The 15,508-nt window shown below is 38.2% G+C and carries 14 protein-coding genes; all 14 read right to left on the bottom strand.

Annotation, left to right across the window (positions count from 1 at the left end):
- Positions 1-151 precede the first annotated feature (151 nt).
- The 14 genes from spoIIQ to CS937_RS15640 all read right to left on the bottom strand — a co-directional run bounded on the left by spoIIQ (position 152) and on the right by CS937_RS15640 (position 15,406).
- Positions 152-1,168, bottom strand: a complete 1,017-nt coding sequence (gene spoIIQ, locus CS937_RS15705; RefSeq protein WP_099159420.1) for a stage II sporulation protein SpoIIQ — start codon at positions 1,166-1,168, stop codon at positions 152-154.
- Positions 1,169-1,432: 264 nt separating this feature from the next.
- Positions 1,433-2,602 carry a stage II sporulation protein D gene (gene spoIID, locus CS937_RS15700; RefSeq protein ID WP_099159419.1) on the bottom strand — a complete coding sequence of 390 codons (1,170 nt, stop codon included), beginning with the start codon at positions 2,600-2,602 and terminating at the stop codon, positions 1,433-1,435.
- 275 nt (positions 2,603-2,877) lie between these two features.
- Entirely contained in the window at positions 2,878-3,885 is a 1,008-nt protein-coding gene (locus tag CS937_RS15695; protein ID WP_099159418.1) for an ABC transporter ATP-binding protein, read from the bottom strand.
- Between the two features lie 2 nt (positions 3,886-3,887).
- A complete protein-coding gene (locus tag CS937_RS15690; protein ID WP_099159417.1) occupies positions 3,888-4,838 on the bottom strand; it encodes a C40 family peptidase in 951 nt (316 codons plus the stop codon).
- A gap of 34 nt (positions 4,839-4,872) precedes the next feature.
- A complete protein-coding gene (locus CS937_RS15685) occupies positions 4,873-5,970 on the bottom strand; it encodes a dipeptide epimerase (protein WP_099159416.1) in 1,098 nt (365 codons plus the stop codon).
- Between the two features lie 28 nt (positions 5,971-5,998).
- A complete protein-coding gene (locus CS937_RS15680; RefSeq protein ID WP_176555858.1) occupies positions 5,999-6,919 on the bottom strand; it encodes a S66 peptidase family protein in 921 nt (306 codons plus the stop codon).
- 388 nt (positions 6,920-7,307) lie between these two features.
- Entirely contained in the window at positions 7,308-8,945 is a 1,638-nt protein-coding gene (locus CS937_RS15675; RefSeq protein WP_099159414.1) for a peptide ABC transporter substrate-binding protein, read from the bottom strand.
- Positions 8,946-8,966: 21 nt separating this feature from the next.
- Positions 8,967-9,971, bottom strand: a complete 1,005-nt coding sequence (locus CS937_RS15670; RefSeq protein ID WP_099159413.1) for an ABC transporter ATP-binding protein — start codon at positions 9,969-9,971, stop codon at positions 8,967-8,969.
- A 9-nt stretch (positions 9,972-9,980) separates the two neighbouring features.
- Positions 9,981-10,943, bottom strand: a complete 963-nt coding sequence (locus CS937_RS15665; RefSeq protein WP_099159412.1) for an ABC transporter permease — start codon at positions 10,941-10,943, stop codon at positions 9,981-9,983.
- On the bottom strand, positions 10,944-11,879 hold the full coding sequence (locus tag CS937_RS15660; protein ID WP_099159411.1) for an ABC transporter permease: 936 nt from the start codon (positions 11,877-11,879) through the stop codon (positions 10,944-10,946).
- Positions 11,880-11,891: 12 nt separating this feature from the next.
- Positions 11,892-12,716: a M55 family metallopeptidase gene (locus tag CS937_RS15655; RefSeq protein WP_099159410.1), complete on the bottom strand. Its 825-nt coding sequence runs from the start codon at positions 12,714-12,716 to the stop codon at positions 11,892-11,894.
- Positions 12,717-12,967: 251 nt separating this feature from the next.
- Positions 12,968-14,293: a UDP-N-acetylglucosamine 1-carboxyvinyltransferase gene (gene murA / locus CS937_RS15650; protein WP_099159409.1), complete on the bottom strand. Its 1,326-nt coding sequence runs from the start codon at positions 14,291-14,293 to the stop codon at positions 12,968-12,970.
- Between the two features lie 33 nt (positions 14,294-14,326).
- Positions 14,327-15,037 carry a YwmB family TATA-box binding protein gene (locus CS937_RS15645; RefSeq protein WP_099159408.1) on the bottom strand — a complete coding sequence of 237 codons (711 nt, stop codon included), beginning with the start codon at positions 15,035-15,037 and terminating at the stop codon, positions 14,327-14,329.
- Between the two features lie 138 nt (positions 15,038-15,175).
- The gene (locus tag CS937_RS15640) at positions 15,176-15,406 is read right to left on the bottom strand and encodes a DUF1146 family protein (RefSeq protein ID WP_176555857.1); all 231 of its coding nucleotides are present in this window, start codon (positions 15,404-15,406) and stop codon (positions 15,176-15,178) included.
- Positions 15,407-15,508 lie beyond the last annotated feature (102 nt).

The following is a 15,508-nucleotide window of genomic DNA, read 5'->3' as shown; positions in this document are numbered from 1 at the left end:
AATGGCCGTAATCGTTCGACAATTTCTGCAATCCTATATTATGAAATTATTCCATTCATACATAATTTACGTTCACTAGAATTGCAAAAAAATAACCCTAGCAGAAATATACTAGGGAAAGGAAAATTACATATTGTTGTCTGTTTTACTATTAGGCACTTGCAGATGAAGCTGATGATTCAGATGATTCATTAACCGAATTTTCATTGCTTGCATCAGTTTCTTCATCTTGCGTTTGACCTGAATCTTCTTCAGAACCACTTGGCTCCTCAGCGTTTTCATCTGAAGTTGCATCTGATTCATCTGTTGCTTCTGAATCATCAGTAGTATTGGAATCATCTGTTGCATCTGATGATTCGTCTGTAGCATCTGATTCGTCAGTTACACCTGATTCGTCAGTAGTACTATCAGATTCACTTGTTGCACCCGACTCTTCAGTTGCTTTAGAGTCATCCTCCGCATTTTCAGATAAAGCTTTGTCTAAACTACTTACTGGTTGATTAAAAAAGGCTTCCGGGTTCACTTCTTTTCCATCTTTTCGTAATTCAAAATGGACGTGTGTACCGCTATCTTTACCAAATAAGTTTTTACCAGCTGTACCGAGAACGTCACCTTGTTTTACTTCATCACCAGCTTTAACACTGATTTCTCCAAGACTTGCATAGTAAGTTGTTACTTCATTTTCATGAGTTAATTCTACAACATTACCTAATAGTGGATCTTCTTTCACATTGGTTACAGATCCACTTAACGAAGCCATTACGTCAAAAGTTTCCCCGTCAGCCTGCGCAATGTCAATACCTGTACTTTGATAGTATCTGTTGTTATAAAGGACAAGTGCACTTTCTTGGTCCTTCTCATCTGCGTTGTAATCATAAAATTTAGTTACGATTTCTGCTTTATCTGGATTTTCTACAGGCATTTCAACAATTTCCTGTTGGCCAACTACTGTCTCTGCATCTTGATCTGCCGGATTAGGTGTATAATCTTCTGACTGCTCCTGATTATCCTGTGCCCCGTCCTGAACTTGGTTGTCCACATTTTGATACCACACAACAACTGTCAAGAGAAGAGCAGCAATTGTCAAATACACCGCCGGGAAAAACCACTTCTTACGGAAAATGCGACTCCACTTGTTTTTTGAAGCGCCGTTGTTTTCCTCTTTCATAATCTCATCACCTCAACAACCATTCTGATCAGAAAAATGAAAATCTATACATCGTTAGAAAAAAATTTCATGTTTTTATGCATTTTTTGTGAAAAGATGGGTAAATTAAACATTTGAGTTAAGGTAAATGTAGGAGTTAAGAGGAATTTTATAGTTTGAGAGAAAGTAGTGTATGACTTTTTCCACCAGGTGCATATATAAAAAAAGAGCAACTTGATCAGACACCACATCGATGCCCATCAAATTACTCTCCCTCTTTTATTATCATTTTGAAACAAGCGTTGGTGCCGTTTCTGTTATGTTACTAATTGAAACACCTTGGTAATAGTATTTAACAATATCCTTGTAACTTTTTCCTTCTTTCGCCATTCCATTGGCACCATATTGGCTCATTCCAATTCCATGCCCATATCCTTTCGTTTTAAAAATTAAATGATCACTTTTCTGTTCCATCGTAAAATCAGTCGATCGTAAATCTAATTTTTCTCTAACTTCTCTTCCAGTAAAGGATTTCCCTGCAACTTCCATTTTACTAACCCGATTACTATCGGATCTAGTTAAGTTCACTGTGATATGCTTAGGCAAATCAACGCCCAATGCTTTTTCAACTTGTTCTATAGAAAGTATTTCCTGTTCTAAAAACTCTGGTGACTTTTTATCCCAAGGGCTTTGTACACTTCGCAAATATGGCAATTTATTTTCCCAGTAATCTTCTGAATTTACCGTATATCCATTACTTGTTGAAAAATACGCTGGCGAAATTGGTGAATTATTATATGTTAAAATTTGTCCTTTTGTTGCTGCGACTGCCTTCTTTATTTTGTTCATATTCTTATTAAAGTCACTGCCCCACTTATTACGTAGATCTACTTCATTGTTATAGACCTGATCGTTAACCGTATCTGTTACATCAGACTTATCAGATGCACCTTGATGAAGCATTTGATTCACAATAAATGTTCTTGCTGCAAGTGCTTGTGCTTTCAAAGCTTCAAGTTCAAATTCAACTGGCATTTCCCCAGACACAACACGGGATACATATGTTTCTAAAGGTACATTTTCAACTTGTTCTGAGTTAGCGCGCATAACAGATACTGAAAACGGTGAATCTCCTAAACTAATTTCTACATCTTCTTTAGGCGCTTCCTCGTTTTTTACCGTTAAGTCTTCATCATTATGCATATACGGTAATACAATAAGTGTTGGAATGACTAGAATAACCGTGATTAAAATAGATACAAGCAGGATACTTGGTATTTTCCAGGTTGTTTTCTTGTTAATATTTTTGAGTTTACTAAGTGGTGTGGGTCTATTCTGCTGCTTGGTAGTAATTAATTTGTTTTGATCATATATCAAAGGTTTCTTTCTTTTTAGTACTGATTTCTTCTTTTTCCAAGATTTCGGAACTGATTTGTTGTACTTGTTCTTTTTCATTGGCAGCCTCCTTGCATGGTGAATAGTTCTGGAATTTAGTAGGTACAGTATCTCTATCTATCATTCCTACTATTAAACTTATACAGAATACGAAAACAATAGAACTAGAAATGTATTTTTACTTATAGAAAAAATGAGAGGAATTGATAGGTTGTCTATATTCTCAAATTATAGGGATAGTGAGGGGTGATCTTCTCGCTCTCGGGATGATAACCAAAGCTCTCCTACTCATAAAAAAACTCCCTCGCACTATTCACGCGAGAGAGTCTCAACATTTATACCTTACTTAACTGTTTAACCGGCTTTTTATTCTCCAAAGTTTCATCATACAAATGACAAGCAACATAGTGATTCTGACCAATTTCCTGCCATACAGGTTTTTTCATTGAACAAACTTCCATTGCCATTGGACAGCGAGTGCGAAAGACGCAGCCACTTGGTGGATTGATTGGGCTTGGGAGTTCGCCTTCTAAAATAATTCGCTCTCTACTTTCCTCAATATCTGGATCCGGGATTGGAATGGCTGATAATAGTGCCTGTGTATAGGGATGTAACGGGTTATCATATAGTTCTTCACTTGCAGTCAGCTCGACCATGTTTCCTAAATACATCACACCAATGCGGTCGGAAATTTGTTTTACCATTGATAGGTCGTGAGCGATAAATAAAAATGTTAAGCCTTTTTCGACCTGTAGTTCTTTTAGCAAATTGACAACTTGCGCTTGAACCGATACATCAAGAGCCGAAATTGGTTCATCTGCAATAATAAAATTCGGATTTAGTGCTAGTGCACGTGCAATTCCAATACGTTGACGCTGGCCACCGCTAAATTCATGGGGATACCGATTGGCATGGTCACGGTTTAATCCGACTTCTTCTAAAAGTTGATACACACGATCAAGCTGCTCATGTTTATTTTTGTATAATCCATGGACTTCCATTGGTTCTGAGATCACTTCCCGCACGGTTGATCGTGGATTTAATGATGCGTAGGGATCTTGAAAAATCATTTGCATACTGCGGTAAAAGTTAAATCTCTCTTTTTCACTGAGTTCATGTACATTTTTACTATCGAACAATACATCGCCATCTGTTTTTTCATAAAGCCCCATAATTGTACGTCCAATTGTTGACTTTCCACAGCCTGATTCACCCACAAGCCCAAAAGTTTCTCCTTTATTAACATGAAAGCTGACACCGTCGACCGCTTGTAAAACACTACCTTTTCCCATGTTAAAATATTTTTTTAGTTCATTTACTTGTAAAATTTTCTCTTCGTTCATGATTATTCCCCCGCTCCTTGCCAATACCTTCTAGCGGCACAAAGTTCTTTCTCATAAATAGTGCCTTTCAGTTCGATAATTTCAATACCTTTACCAGTACTTGGCGAGTGAAGCATTTTTCCATCTCCGTAATAAATGCCAACATGATGAAGACTACCTTTTCCCTCTTCATAGGCGAAGAAAATTAAGTCCCCTGGTAACAGCTGGTCATACGGAACTACAATGCCATCCTCTGCCTGTTCACCAGCATCTCTTGGAATTTGATACCCACATGCTTTTGACATATTATAGCTGAAACCTGAACAATCATACCCAAACGAACTCATTCCGCCCCAAAAATAATCGAGTCCTAAATAGTTTTCGCCCGCTTTGGCAATAGCTTTTCCACTTTGTTTCTCAAGACCTTCAATTGAATTAAAAATGTGAACCGTAGATTTCGGTAAAAAGCGGAGTCCGTGCGGTGTCACCACTTTAACTCGATTTTCGTACTCTGATTCAGCCGGTAAAATCGTCATATAACTCAATTTTAAAACTTGCTCGCCATCTTCCGTTTCAAGCCATGCTTTGTCATCTACAATGGCTGCTGATTTTGTACGACGCCAATCTGTCTGGGGAACTTCCTTTAATTGATTAAGCGGTACCCAGCCGGGATAGCCACGTTTATCTTTTTTCGAAGCTTGAGTTGGGATGACAACATGCGCCCACTCGCCTTTTGTTTCTGTAATGATCACTGCTTCTCCATAAAGTAATTGCGTTTGTACACGATTTTCATCACACAATGCTAATCTAGTTTCATGTGTTAGATTAGCAATCCATTTATCTATATTGGTTGGATTTGTTGTTCCAGGTGTATCCATTTCCCTTGCAGATTCTGGATTTGTCCATACAGTTGCCACTTGAACTGTGGTCACCCATAGCTGTTCAGGAAAATGATCAAACGTTTGTTTAACCATTATGTCGCCTCCTTTTATCTCATGTTGTGTTTATTTAATTAATTTGTACAAAATTTTGATGGACTGTTTTTATGCCTAATCCTGTATCTTTTCCCAAATCTATCGAACTACCTATATAAGCAATCCCACCGTCTATTAAATCATCTGAGAGCATAAGTGGTGCATCGAAATCATAGCGTGTCACATTTGGCTGACTAGCAGCAAAATGGGCTGCAGCTGTTATACCAATTTTCGTTTCAATCATGCTACCTACCATGCACTCCATTCCATAGACATGTGCAAGTGTTACAATTTTAAGTGCCTGATGGATACCGCCTGCTTTCATTAATTTTATATTTATCAGATCGGCCGCCCTCAATTCTAGTATTCTCTTTGCATCAATTGGTGAAAATACACTTTCATCAGCCATTATTGGTGTTTCTGTGTGATCCGTAACATATTTAAGTCCTTCTATATCTTGTGCCTTCACAGGTTGTTCGATCAATTCAATATCCAGCCCAAGGTCCTCCATTTGACGGATTGCTTTAACCGCTTCTTTTGCACCCCAACCCTGGTTAGCATCGAGGCGAATTAAAGCATTGCTTCCAATTTGCTCACGAATTGCTTGGATTCGTTCTATATCTGTTTTTATTAAGTCTTTTCCTACTTTTACCTTCAAGATAGTGAAGCCATCTTCAATATATTGTTGGGCGTCCTCAGCCATTTCTTCTGGACTGTTCACACTGACGGTATAATCGGTTTCAATTTGATCATGATAACCGCCAATGAACTGTGCCAGTGGCATTTTTGCATATTGTGCGATGCAATCATAAAGCGCTATGTCAAGGGCAGCTTTAGCACTCGTATTTCCAACAATTGCAGCATGCATCTTTTCAAAAAGGAGCTCCCGATTTAATAATGATTCTCCTATTAATAAAGGTTTAAATATCTTCGTAATCACATACTCAACACTTGCCAGACTATCCCCGGTAATAACGTGAGTTGGCGGTGCTTCTCCCCAGCCGATCACCCCATTATCACACGTAACCTTTACAACAACCGAATCGGCTACTGTAACGGTGCGTAGTGCAGTTTTAAAAGGCTTTTTTAATGGAATTGCTACACGAAATGTTTCGATATTCTCGATAATCATACACTTAATTCCCCCAGCATACAGGTCATTACTTTACACCTGCATCAATTGATAATATTTTTTTATAAGTGGATAATGTTGCGGGTACACCAAGTGGTACAGCAAAATGTGGTACACAATGCCCTATTTTGAACCCAGACATTACTGGACATGTTAAATTAGCTAGATATTCTTGAAAAACTTGCTCCAAAGTCAAGGACGGCTTTTCTTTTTTCGGTTCAGACTTGGTAAAATCACCGATAATAATACCTGCTGCATCTTGAAGCTTTCCTGCAAGTTTCAGCTGATTGAGCATAGCATCAACACGATACGGTTCTTCCCCGATGTCTTCTATCAATACTAATTTCCCTTTTGTGTTAATTTCATGTGGTGTTCCAAGTGTGCTTACTAGCAATGATAAATTCCCACCAACAAGTTCACCACTCGCTTCCCCTGACTTAATGACTTGTAATGGTGAAATTTCTTCCGAGTAGTTTAGCTTCATAGGACTGAATAATTGTTGGAAAAGTTTTGCAGATAACTCGTCAAAATCGCCCTTCCCAATATCAGAATCAACCATTGGTCCGTGAAATGTTACAAGACCGGTTGCTTGGCGAATTGTTGTATGTATATATGTAATATCACTATATCCCCAGATGATTTTCGGATTTTGTTTGATTAAATTATAATCAATGTCAGAAGCAATTCTTCCTGTTCCATACCCACCACGAGCAAAAATAATTCCCTTAACACTTGGATCGGCAATCATTTCATGAACATCAGCAAGCCGCTGTGCATCGGTTCCAGCTAAATAGCCATAAATCTCATCAATATGTTTGCCAAGTTTAACTTGAAGACCCATCTGTTCAAAAAAAGGAATACCTCGCTTTAAATTGTCTATATTTGATGGACTTGCCGGTGCAATAACCCCAATTGTATCTCCTTTTTGCAAGCGATCAGGAAGAATCATAATTTTACCTTCTTTCTTATGTATTACTATTAAAAATTATATGTATTAGAAAAGGACAGCTCACATACACGTGTAAATGAGCCATTCCTTTTCCTCTGTTATTGCGCGATCGTGCATCGATGTTGCACGGTTTGTGTCTGGTGTTGCGCGTTTATTTCTTGGAGTTGCACGACTACTGCTTGGTGTTGCGCGGTTACTCTTGTTTTCGCACGATTACTGCACAGTGTTGTGCGATTATTCTTTGGTGTTGCGCGATCACTGCTCGGTGTCGCGCGATTACTTCACGTTTTTGCACGGTTACTGCCATGTATTGCCCGTTTATTCCTTATTTTCGTTTGTTCTCTGCCCGAGTTTTTGGCGCTTACTCATATTTTCGCTCTCTCAAAACTTACTTTTTATCCGCCCATTTAAGTTCTAGATATCCTACTGGGTGGCGAACAATACCGGTAATATTATCTTTATAGATATACACTTGGTTATAATAGTGGATTGGGAAGATTGGCATTTCTTCAGCTAACAATTTTTCAGCTTTGTACATGCTTTCCCAACGTTTTTCTTCATTTGTTTCTGTTTTAGCGCTTTGAATCAATTTATCATATTCTTCATTTGACCAACCTGTTCGGTTCATCGATGAATCAGTGATGAAACTTTCAAGGAAGTTTACTGGATCACCATAGTCAAATAAGAATGAGCTACGTGATAACTGATGTTTTAACCCTTTTTGGTCTTCCAGGAATACGTTCCACTCTGTGTTCTCCAGTGTTACGTCAACACCAAGGTTTTCAGAAAACATACCTTGTAACGTTTCAGCAATTGCTTTATGCGCTTCATCTGTATTGTATGTTAATGTTACTGGAGGTAATTTGTCGTAGCCTTCTTCTTTCATGCCTTCTTCTAACAATTTCTTAGCTTCTTCAGGATTAAATTCAACTAGATCCCCGTTTACTTCACGGAAGTCTTTACCATTTGGTCCGACAAATCCTGGAGAAACAAATCCTTTTGCCGCTTCTTCTTTATTTTTCGTAACAAAATCAACGATATCTTGTTGATTAACTGCCATTGCGAATGCTTTTCTAATTTTTGCATTTTGGAACGGTTCTTGCGTTACATTAAAGCGATAGAAATAAAGTCCTGCTTGATCTTCAATAGTAACGTTATCTCCATCGATTAACTGTTCAGCCATGTCAGAAGGAATTTCTGTCATATCAAGTTCATCACTTTCGAACATTTGATACTCTGTGTTTGTTTCTGTAACCATTGCCCAATGTATTTTATCAAGTTTTACAGTGTCTTTATCCCAATATTGGTCATTCTTCACAAAAACCATTTCACTATTATGTTTCCATGATTCAAGCTTGAATGGACCATTGGATACGAATGAATCTGCTTCTGCATACCATTCTGGGTTCTCTTTGGCAACCTTCTCATTTACTGGGAAGAATGCTGGATTCGTAATAACGTGTAAGAAAAATCCAGTTGGTGCTGTTAGTGTTACTTCAAATGTTTTATCGTCTACAGCTTTTACTGCCACATCATCTGCTGAACCTTCTCCAGAGTTGTACGCCTCTCCTCCTTCAATAAAGTAGCCTAAGAACGCTGTTGAGAATGCATTGTCAGGATTTAATAATTCTTTCCAAGCATACACAAAATCGCCTGCAGTTACAGGATCACCATTTGACCAATTGGCATTTTCGCGGATATGGAATGTGTATGTTTTTCCATCCTCTGAGATATCCCACTTTTCGGCCATTGCTGGTTGTGGTTTGTCATCTTTACCTAAACGCGTTAAGCCTTCCATTAAGTTATTTAATGAAGTCCATGATACTGAGTCAAAACCTTCAGGTGGGTTAAACGATGTCGGTTCATCTCCATTATTCATGTAAAGCACTTTTTCATCTGTTGTCTCTGTGCCTTCATCTGCCCCTCCACCATCATCCTTTTTCTTACCCGCACTTTCATTAGCTGTACATGCCGCTAAGATGATGACAGTTAGTGCCGTCAATAGCAATAAAAGCCCTTTCTTCATAAAACTTTTCCCCCTTGTTTTTTATTTTGTGGCTGAGGTAGCCAAAAGCTGTTTTGCCCTTTCGTCCTGAAGCCAGCATTCCACATGATGTGTGTCTGAAAGCTCGGAATGAAAAGGATAAACTTTATCACACACCTCCATCGCAAATGGACATCTTGCTGTAAACGGACATCCTGTTGGAGGTGAGAATAAATCTGGTGGTGTACCATCAATTGGAGTAAGTTTCTCCCCTTTTAAGTCAAGCCTTGGAACTGATTTGAGCAATCCTTGTGTGTACGGATGCTCTGGCTCATAAAAAATTTCCCGTTTTGTTCCAACTTCGATTATTTTTCCTGCATACATCACGGCAATTCGATCAGCGATTTTTGCAACAACACCTAAATCGTGTGTGATCAAAATAATTGAAACACCAGTTCTTTCTTGAATTTTTTCAAAGAGTTCCAGAATTTGAGCCTGAATGGTTACGTCAAGCGCTGTTGTTGGTTCATCTGCGATTAACAGCTCTGGTTCACAAATTAACGCTATCGCAATCACAATACGTTGGCGCATCCCTCCACTAAATTGGTGCGGATATTGTTTCAATCGCACTTCTGGATTTGGAATCCCAACTAAATCCATCATTTCAAGTGCCTTCTTTTTGGCGTTTTCACTTGATATTTTATGATGTTGGCGTAAACCTTCGATAAGTTGACTGCCAATTGTTAATGTTGGGTTTAATGCTGTCATCGGATCCTGAAAAATCATGGAGATATCTACACCACGAATTTGACGCATTTCTTTTTCTGTAAGTTTAGTTAAATCTTTTCCATTGAATATGATTGATCCATTGGAAATTTTACCTGGCGGATCTGGAATAAGACGCATAATCGCGTTTGATGTGACGCTTTTCCCACAACCAGATTCACCAACAATTGCTAATGTTTCCCCTTTATTTAAATGAAAATTGACTCCACGAACTGCTTTTACTGTTCCTCCATATGTCGTAAACGTGACATGGAGATCGTTTACTTCAAGAATTTTTTCCAATTGTCTCACCTACTTTCTCAGCTTCGGATCAAGTGCATCCTGAAGACCGTCTCCTAATACGTTGAAAGCGAACATCGTAAAGGAAATAAAAAATGCTGGGAAGAATAACGTCCACCAATATCCCGAAAGTATCGCTCCTAATGCGTCATTTGCCATAACGCCCCAGCTAGCAAAAGGCGATTGAATACCTAGCCCTAAAAAGCTTAAAAATGCCTCCGCAAAAATAGCACTTGGAACGGTTAATGTCATTTGTACGATGATTGGCCCCATTGTATTTGGGAGTAAATTTTTCCTAATAATCCGTTTGGTCTTAGTCCCAAATGATTTCGAGGCGAGTACAAATTCATAGTTTTTGATTTGAAGTACTTGCCCACGGACAATCCTGGCCATTCCTACCCAACCAGTTACTGTTAATGCCACAATAATAGTTGTAAGACTTGGACCTAATACTACCAATAACAAAATAACTACTAGTAGATATGGAAGTCCGTATAAAACTTCAACAATACGCATCATAATATTGTCAGTACGGCCACCCTTATAGCCAGAAATACCGCCGTAAACGACGCCAACGAAGAAATCTATTAATGCAGCCATCAGCCCGACAAATAGGGAAATTCTAGCTCCATACCATGTTCTTGTAAACACATCACGACCTAATGAGTCAGTTCCAAACCAATGATCCCCTGATGGAGGGAGAAATTGATTCGGTAAATCATTACCATCGACCTTGTAAGGTGATAGCATTGGTCCGATAATAGCCATGACAGTTAATAGAAACAGGAAAATAAGTCCTGCCATTGCTAATTTATTTTTCATTAGACGCTTCCATGCATCCTGCCAATACGATAACGATGGTCTTGCAACTGATTCTGCTGCTCCTAGGTCTTTCTCTTTCCATTTAAACCAATCATCTTGTACTTCGGTTGATGATGGAGAATGATTTGCCTTACCTTCACTTGCTAGTTTCATTTATTCTCCCCCACCTTTTTTATGTATTTTGATACGTGGATCTAATATGCCATATGCGATATCTACTAAAAACAGCATAAAGATTAAAAAGGCGCTATAGAATACAGTCGTACCCATGATAACTGGGTAGTCACGCTGGTTGATACTTTCAACGAAATAGCGTCCCATACCAGGAATTGCAAAGATTTTTTCAATAACGAATGTTCCTGTCAAAATACCTGCAAGCAGCGTCCCCATAATGGTTACTACTGGCATTAATGCATTTTTTAGTGCATGTTTAAAAACAATTTTCCACGGTGATAGTCCTTTTGCACGAGCCATTTTTATGTAATCCTGTGTAAGTACTTCTAGCATCGTAGATCTAGTTAACCTTGCAATAATTGCCATCGGCCCTGTTGCCAAAGCAATTACGGGTAGAACCATATGTGCCGGACTTGACCATGTTGCTGGTGGGAATAAGCCCCAATCAACAGCCAGCTTTTGGATAAGCAACGTGGCTAAGACAAAGTTCGGAATTGAAATACCTAATACCGCAAAACTCATTGCCACATAGTCAATGATACCGTTATGCCTGAGCGCGGCCAGGATCCCTAAAATTATTCCTGAGATTACTGCGACAATTATTGTCACAATTCCTAACTCAAATGAAATAGGAAACCCTCGTCCAAGTAAGTCATTAACTGTCTCAGTTGGTTGTTTAATAGATGGACCAAAATCAAATGTAACGATAGATTTTAAGTAAAGTAAATATTGAACGATATATGGTTCATCAAGGTTATAATGTGCTTCTAAATTTGCCTGAACAGTCTCATTTGTCGTACGTTCTTCGTTAAAAGGCGAACCAGGTACCGCTTTCATTAAAACAAATGTCAGCGTTACAATTATCCATATCGTAATGATCATCATTAGTAATCGTTTTAATATGTATCGTGCCATTTTTCCTCACTCCTACGAAAAGGTTGTACGCATAGCGAGCTCGGTCATCACAAGCATTGCTTGATACGCCTCTACAATGTCGTTCGCCTGGTATTTTACAATTGTCGTTCCAGGTTCAATCTCCGTGCCTGGCATCAGGTTTCCCCATTCAGCCTGGCCATGGTTGTTAAATTCAATTTTCAATTCAGGATTTACAGGTGGTATCAACGGTTTAACATTATGTCGATTTTCCAAAGCTTGTGTAACTTTTTCGGTTAAAAGTTCACCAGCCTTTTTTGGTGTAAGGCTTTTAACCGATGAGCGTGAAATCGTTTCTTTGACAGCAGCAGTTGTGATATTTGGAATTAACTCTTCTGCCTCTTTAGCTGCTTGATCGTCACCCGCAACCATCAATACTGGTACACCAAAGTGGCCAGCAACGTAAGCGTTAAATCCAAGTTCACCTATCGGTTTATCATTAATATAAAAATTTCGTACAGCATGAATCATCGCATGCGACATAACTCCAAATTGGCTTGCACGCGCATGATAACCAACAAACATCGCACCTTCATAAGTGTTATCAAGCCCTTGCACCATCGATAATGGTTTCACTTCACCGGTAATTAATTGTGCATCAGGGTGTAACTGATCAATTAGAATGTTGTTCATTTTCGAGTGACTGTCGTTGACTAAAATATCCTCACAGCCAAACCTGTAAGCTGCATCAATAACATAATTTGTTTCATCTGTCATAATTTTGCGTGCTCTCTCATAGTTATGCATGGAAGAGTCCACATATGTATAGTCGGGTAGTCCAGTAATACCCTCCATGTCCACTGACACGTATAGCTTCATGTTGTACGCTCCTTTGTTAAGTATTAGTAATTTTCTTTCAATTCTATCATACTATTATTGAAATTTAAAGACAGTTTCGACTATACTGATAAGATAATTATGGAGGGGGGATGATAATTTGGTTCTCGAGATGATGTTTGTGCTCTCGGGATGATGTTCCACCTATCGAGCTGATGTTCCAAAAAAACTTTTCAAACAAAAACAGGTGATGCGTATAAATGCACCACCTGTTGGTAATAATAAATAATATATTAAGATAACTCTGCTACTCTACCATTCTGGTAATCTAGTTCAATGGCGGGTTTAACGACATCACCGTTTTTGTCAACACGTTCGATGTCCGCTCCTAAAGATGCTAGTTTTCCAGCAAAATCTACATAGCCACGATCGAGGTGTTTAAGCTCAGTCACACGTGTATATCCATCTGCTCTCAATCCAGCCAAAATTAATGCTGCCGCAGCACGTAAATCAGTTGCCGCAACCTCAGCACCTTGTAGGTCAGATTCGCCTTCTATAATTACACTACGACCTTCAATCTTCATCTTAGCGTTCATACGTCTAAACTCTTCAACATGCATAAAACGATTCTCAAAGACTGTTTCAGTTATAACACTTGTACCCTGTGCATATGTCATTAATGCCATCATTTGTGATTGCATATCTGTTGGAAAACCAGGGTGTGGCAATGTCTTGATATCCGTTGGCTTTAATGTTTCCGAACCAATGACACGTAATCCACCATTTTCTTCATGGATCTCAACATTCATTTCCTCTAATTTTGAAATTACAGAACGCAAATGTTCACTAACTGCATTTTCAATTAAAACATTTCCACCAGTAACGGCAGCAGCCACCATAAAAGTTCCAGCTTCAATACGGTCTGGAATAATTGTATGCTCTGTTCCGTGTAACTTATCAACTCCATGAATACGGATTGTTTCTGTACCGGCACCAACAATCTTAGCACCCATTTTATTCAAGAAATTAGCTAAGTCAACAATTTCTGGTTCCTTTGCACAGTTTTCAAGGATGGTTTTGCCCTCTGCTAGAGCAGCAGCCATCATGATATTTTCAGTCGCTCCAACACTTGGTACATCTAAGTATATCTTCGCACCTTGAAGTCGACCTTCTACTTGTACTTCAACAAACCCGTTACCAACATGGACATTTGCACCCATTGCCTCAAAGCCTTTTAAATGCAAATCTATTGGACGTGATCCAATTGCACAGCCACCAGGCATAGCAACCTTTGCATGACCGTAACGAGCTAAAAGAGGTCCCAAAACTAATACCGATGCACGCATTTTTCGTACATATTCAAATGGTGCCTCTGTCATTAACGTTTGTGACGCATCTACTGTGATTGTATTATTCTTAAATTGAACATCAGCATTCATATTTCGTATAACTTCATTGATTGTATAAACATCAGCCAGAACAGGAACGTCATGTAAAACACTTTTTCCTTCACTTGCAATAATACTTGCAGCGATAACAGGCAGCACTGCATTCTTAGCACCTTCAACCTTAACGGCGCCAGTTAGTTGTCTCCCGCCGCGAACGATGATCTTTTCCATGTTTCAATCTCCTTCAGTTCCAATTTCACTATATTAATATTCAGTAATCAGGATAGGTGTTCCTATCGTAAATTTCGTACTCTCGTTTTTGCCGGCTCTAACCGCCAGTTGAACGTTCATGGGTTTATCCATTACTGTGATTTGTTGCTTCCATAATGGCGTATACCCGTATATTATTTTTTCATGCATAGAATTCTGTATTGAATCGTATTGTGTCGATATATGTTGTAAGTTTAATTTCTGTTTTAATTCATTTAAAAAATAATCACTACTAATTGTATCATTACTTATAGTTGTCAGACAAGCAAATTTTTTGGCGGACTGTGTAAAAAATTGTTCTAACATCAAACTTAACTTTTTCTGATAGTTTTTCTTAATAGAATTACTCCAAACCTCACCACTTAACACCCCAATAATTTCTGCCTTATACGATTTATTTTTTGGGATGATAACTTTATAAGTTTCGTTTACCTCACTTGTTTTATGAACGTCACTAAATGAATATTTTATAACGTTTTCGTCTTCACTGGTAGAGACTAAATAACTATTTCTTAATTGCTTTATTTTATATTGTATTCCATTACGATCAATTTGTTCTTTAATTGTTACTTGCCACTCATCAATGGTCAAGTTACTTTCTTCCACAAGAGTTGCTAAATCAATCATTTCATCGTGGTTAGTATGTGCTAATGCCCTAGTAGTAAATAATAATAATAAGATAAAAATAAGACCTGTTTTTTTCATGTAAAAATCCTCCTAATTCAAAACTATAAATATAGTATGAACAGGAGGATAAAGAAACATACCCTATAAATTTCGACAGACAAATAGAGTACTAGATTAATAAAATGTAAATTAGATCAGTATTGCTGGAAAAAGTTTTTAGAAAAGTAATCGCAAATCCTGAGACCACTGCAAGAACTCTAAGAAAAACCTACTGACTCCGGTACCAATTACAATTGTAATAAATAACAGTAGTAATCTTGCTTCTGTAGCGCGACCTTTTCTTATTAATGGGTCAAAGTTAATTGTCTGAATAAGTCTCCATGTAATAAAAATAAAAAATAAATGGGAGATCATACTAGTTAGTGCTAATTGTCCGATTGAAAACATTATTTTTCACACCTTGCCTTAAGAATCATTTTTCTAATGTTACTTTGCCAGTAATGCAGGGAAATGTCAATGGACTCGAGTTATGTGTACTCGATAGAATGT

This window comes from Virgibacillus ndiopensis (assembly GCF_900187325.1).
Lineage (GTDB): Bacteria > Bacillota > Bacilli > Bacillales > Amphibacillaceae > Virgibacillus_E > Virgibacillus_E ndiopensis.
Note: the sequence above shows the minus strand (reverse complement) of the source record. Positions and strands in the feature narration are given on the sequence as shown.

Bases quoted from the DNA above. Each gene is read 5' to 3' on its own strand.
- spoIIQ (WP_099159420.1), bottom strand. From the start codon at position 1,168: ATGAAAGAGGAAAACAACGGCGCTTCAAAAAACAAGTGGAGTCGCATT.
- spoIID (WP_099159419.1), bottom strand. From the start codon at position 2,602: ATGAAAAAGAACAAGTACAACAAATCAGTTCCGAAATCTTGGAAAAAG.
- CS937_RS15695 (WP_099159418.1), bottom strand. From the start codon at position 3,885: ATGAACGAAGAGAAAATTTTACAAGTAAATGAACTAAAAAAATATTTT.
- CS937_RS15690 (WP_099159417.1), bottom strand. From the start codon at position 4,838: ATGGTTAAACAAACGTTTGATCATTTTCCTGAACAGCTATGGGTGACC.
- CS937_RS15685 (WP_099159416.1), bottom strand. From the start codon at position 5,970: ATGATTATCGAGAATATCGAAACATTTCGTGTAGCAATTCCATTAAAA.
- CS937_RS15680 (WP_176555858.1), bottom strand. From the start codon at position 6,919: ATGATTCTTCCTGATCGCTTGCAAAAAGGAGATACAATTGGGGTTATT.
- CS937_RS15675 (WP_099159414.1), bottom strand. From the start codon at position 8,945: ATGAAGAAAGGGCTTTTATTGCTATTGACGGCACTAACTGTCATCATC.
- CS937_RS15665 (WP_099159412.1), bottom strand. From the start codon at position 10,943: ATGAAACTAGCAAGTGAAGGTAAGGCAAATCATTCTCCATCATCAACC.
- CS937_RS15660 (WP_099159411.1), bottom strand. From the start codon at position 11,879: ATGGCACGATACATATTAAAACGATTACTAATGATGATCATTACGATA.
- CS937_RS15655 (WP_099159410.1), bottom strand. From the start codon at position 12,716: ATGAAGCTATACGTGTCAGTGGACATGGAGGGTATTACTGGACTACCC.
- murA (WP_099159409.1), bottom strand. From the start codon at position 14,293: ATGGAAAAGATCATCGTTCGCGGCGGGAGACAACTAACTGGCGCCGTT.
- CS937_RS15645 (WP_099159408.1), bottom strand. From the start codon at position 15,037: ATGAAAAAAACAGGTCTTATTTTTATCTTATTATTATTATTTACTACT.
- CS937_RS15640 (WP_176555857.1), bottom strand. From the start codon at position 15,406: ATGTTTTCAATCGGACAATTAGCACTAACTAGTATGATCTCCCATTTA.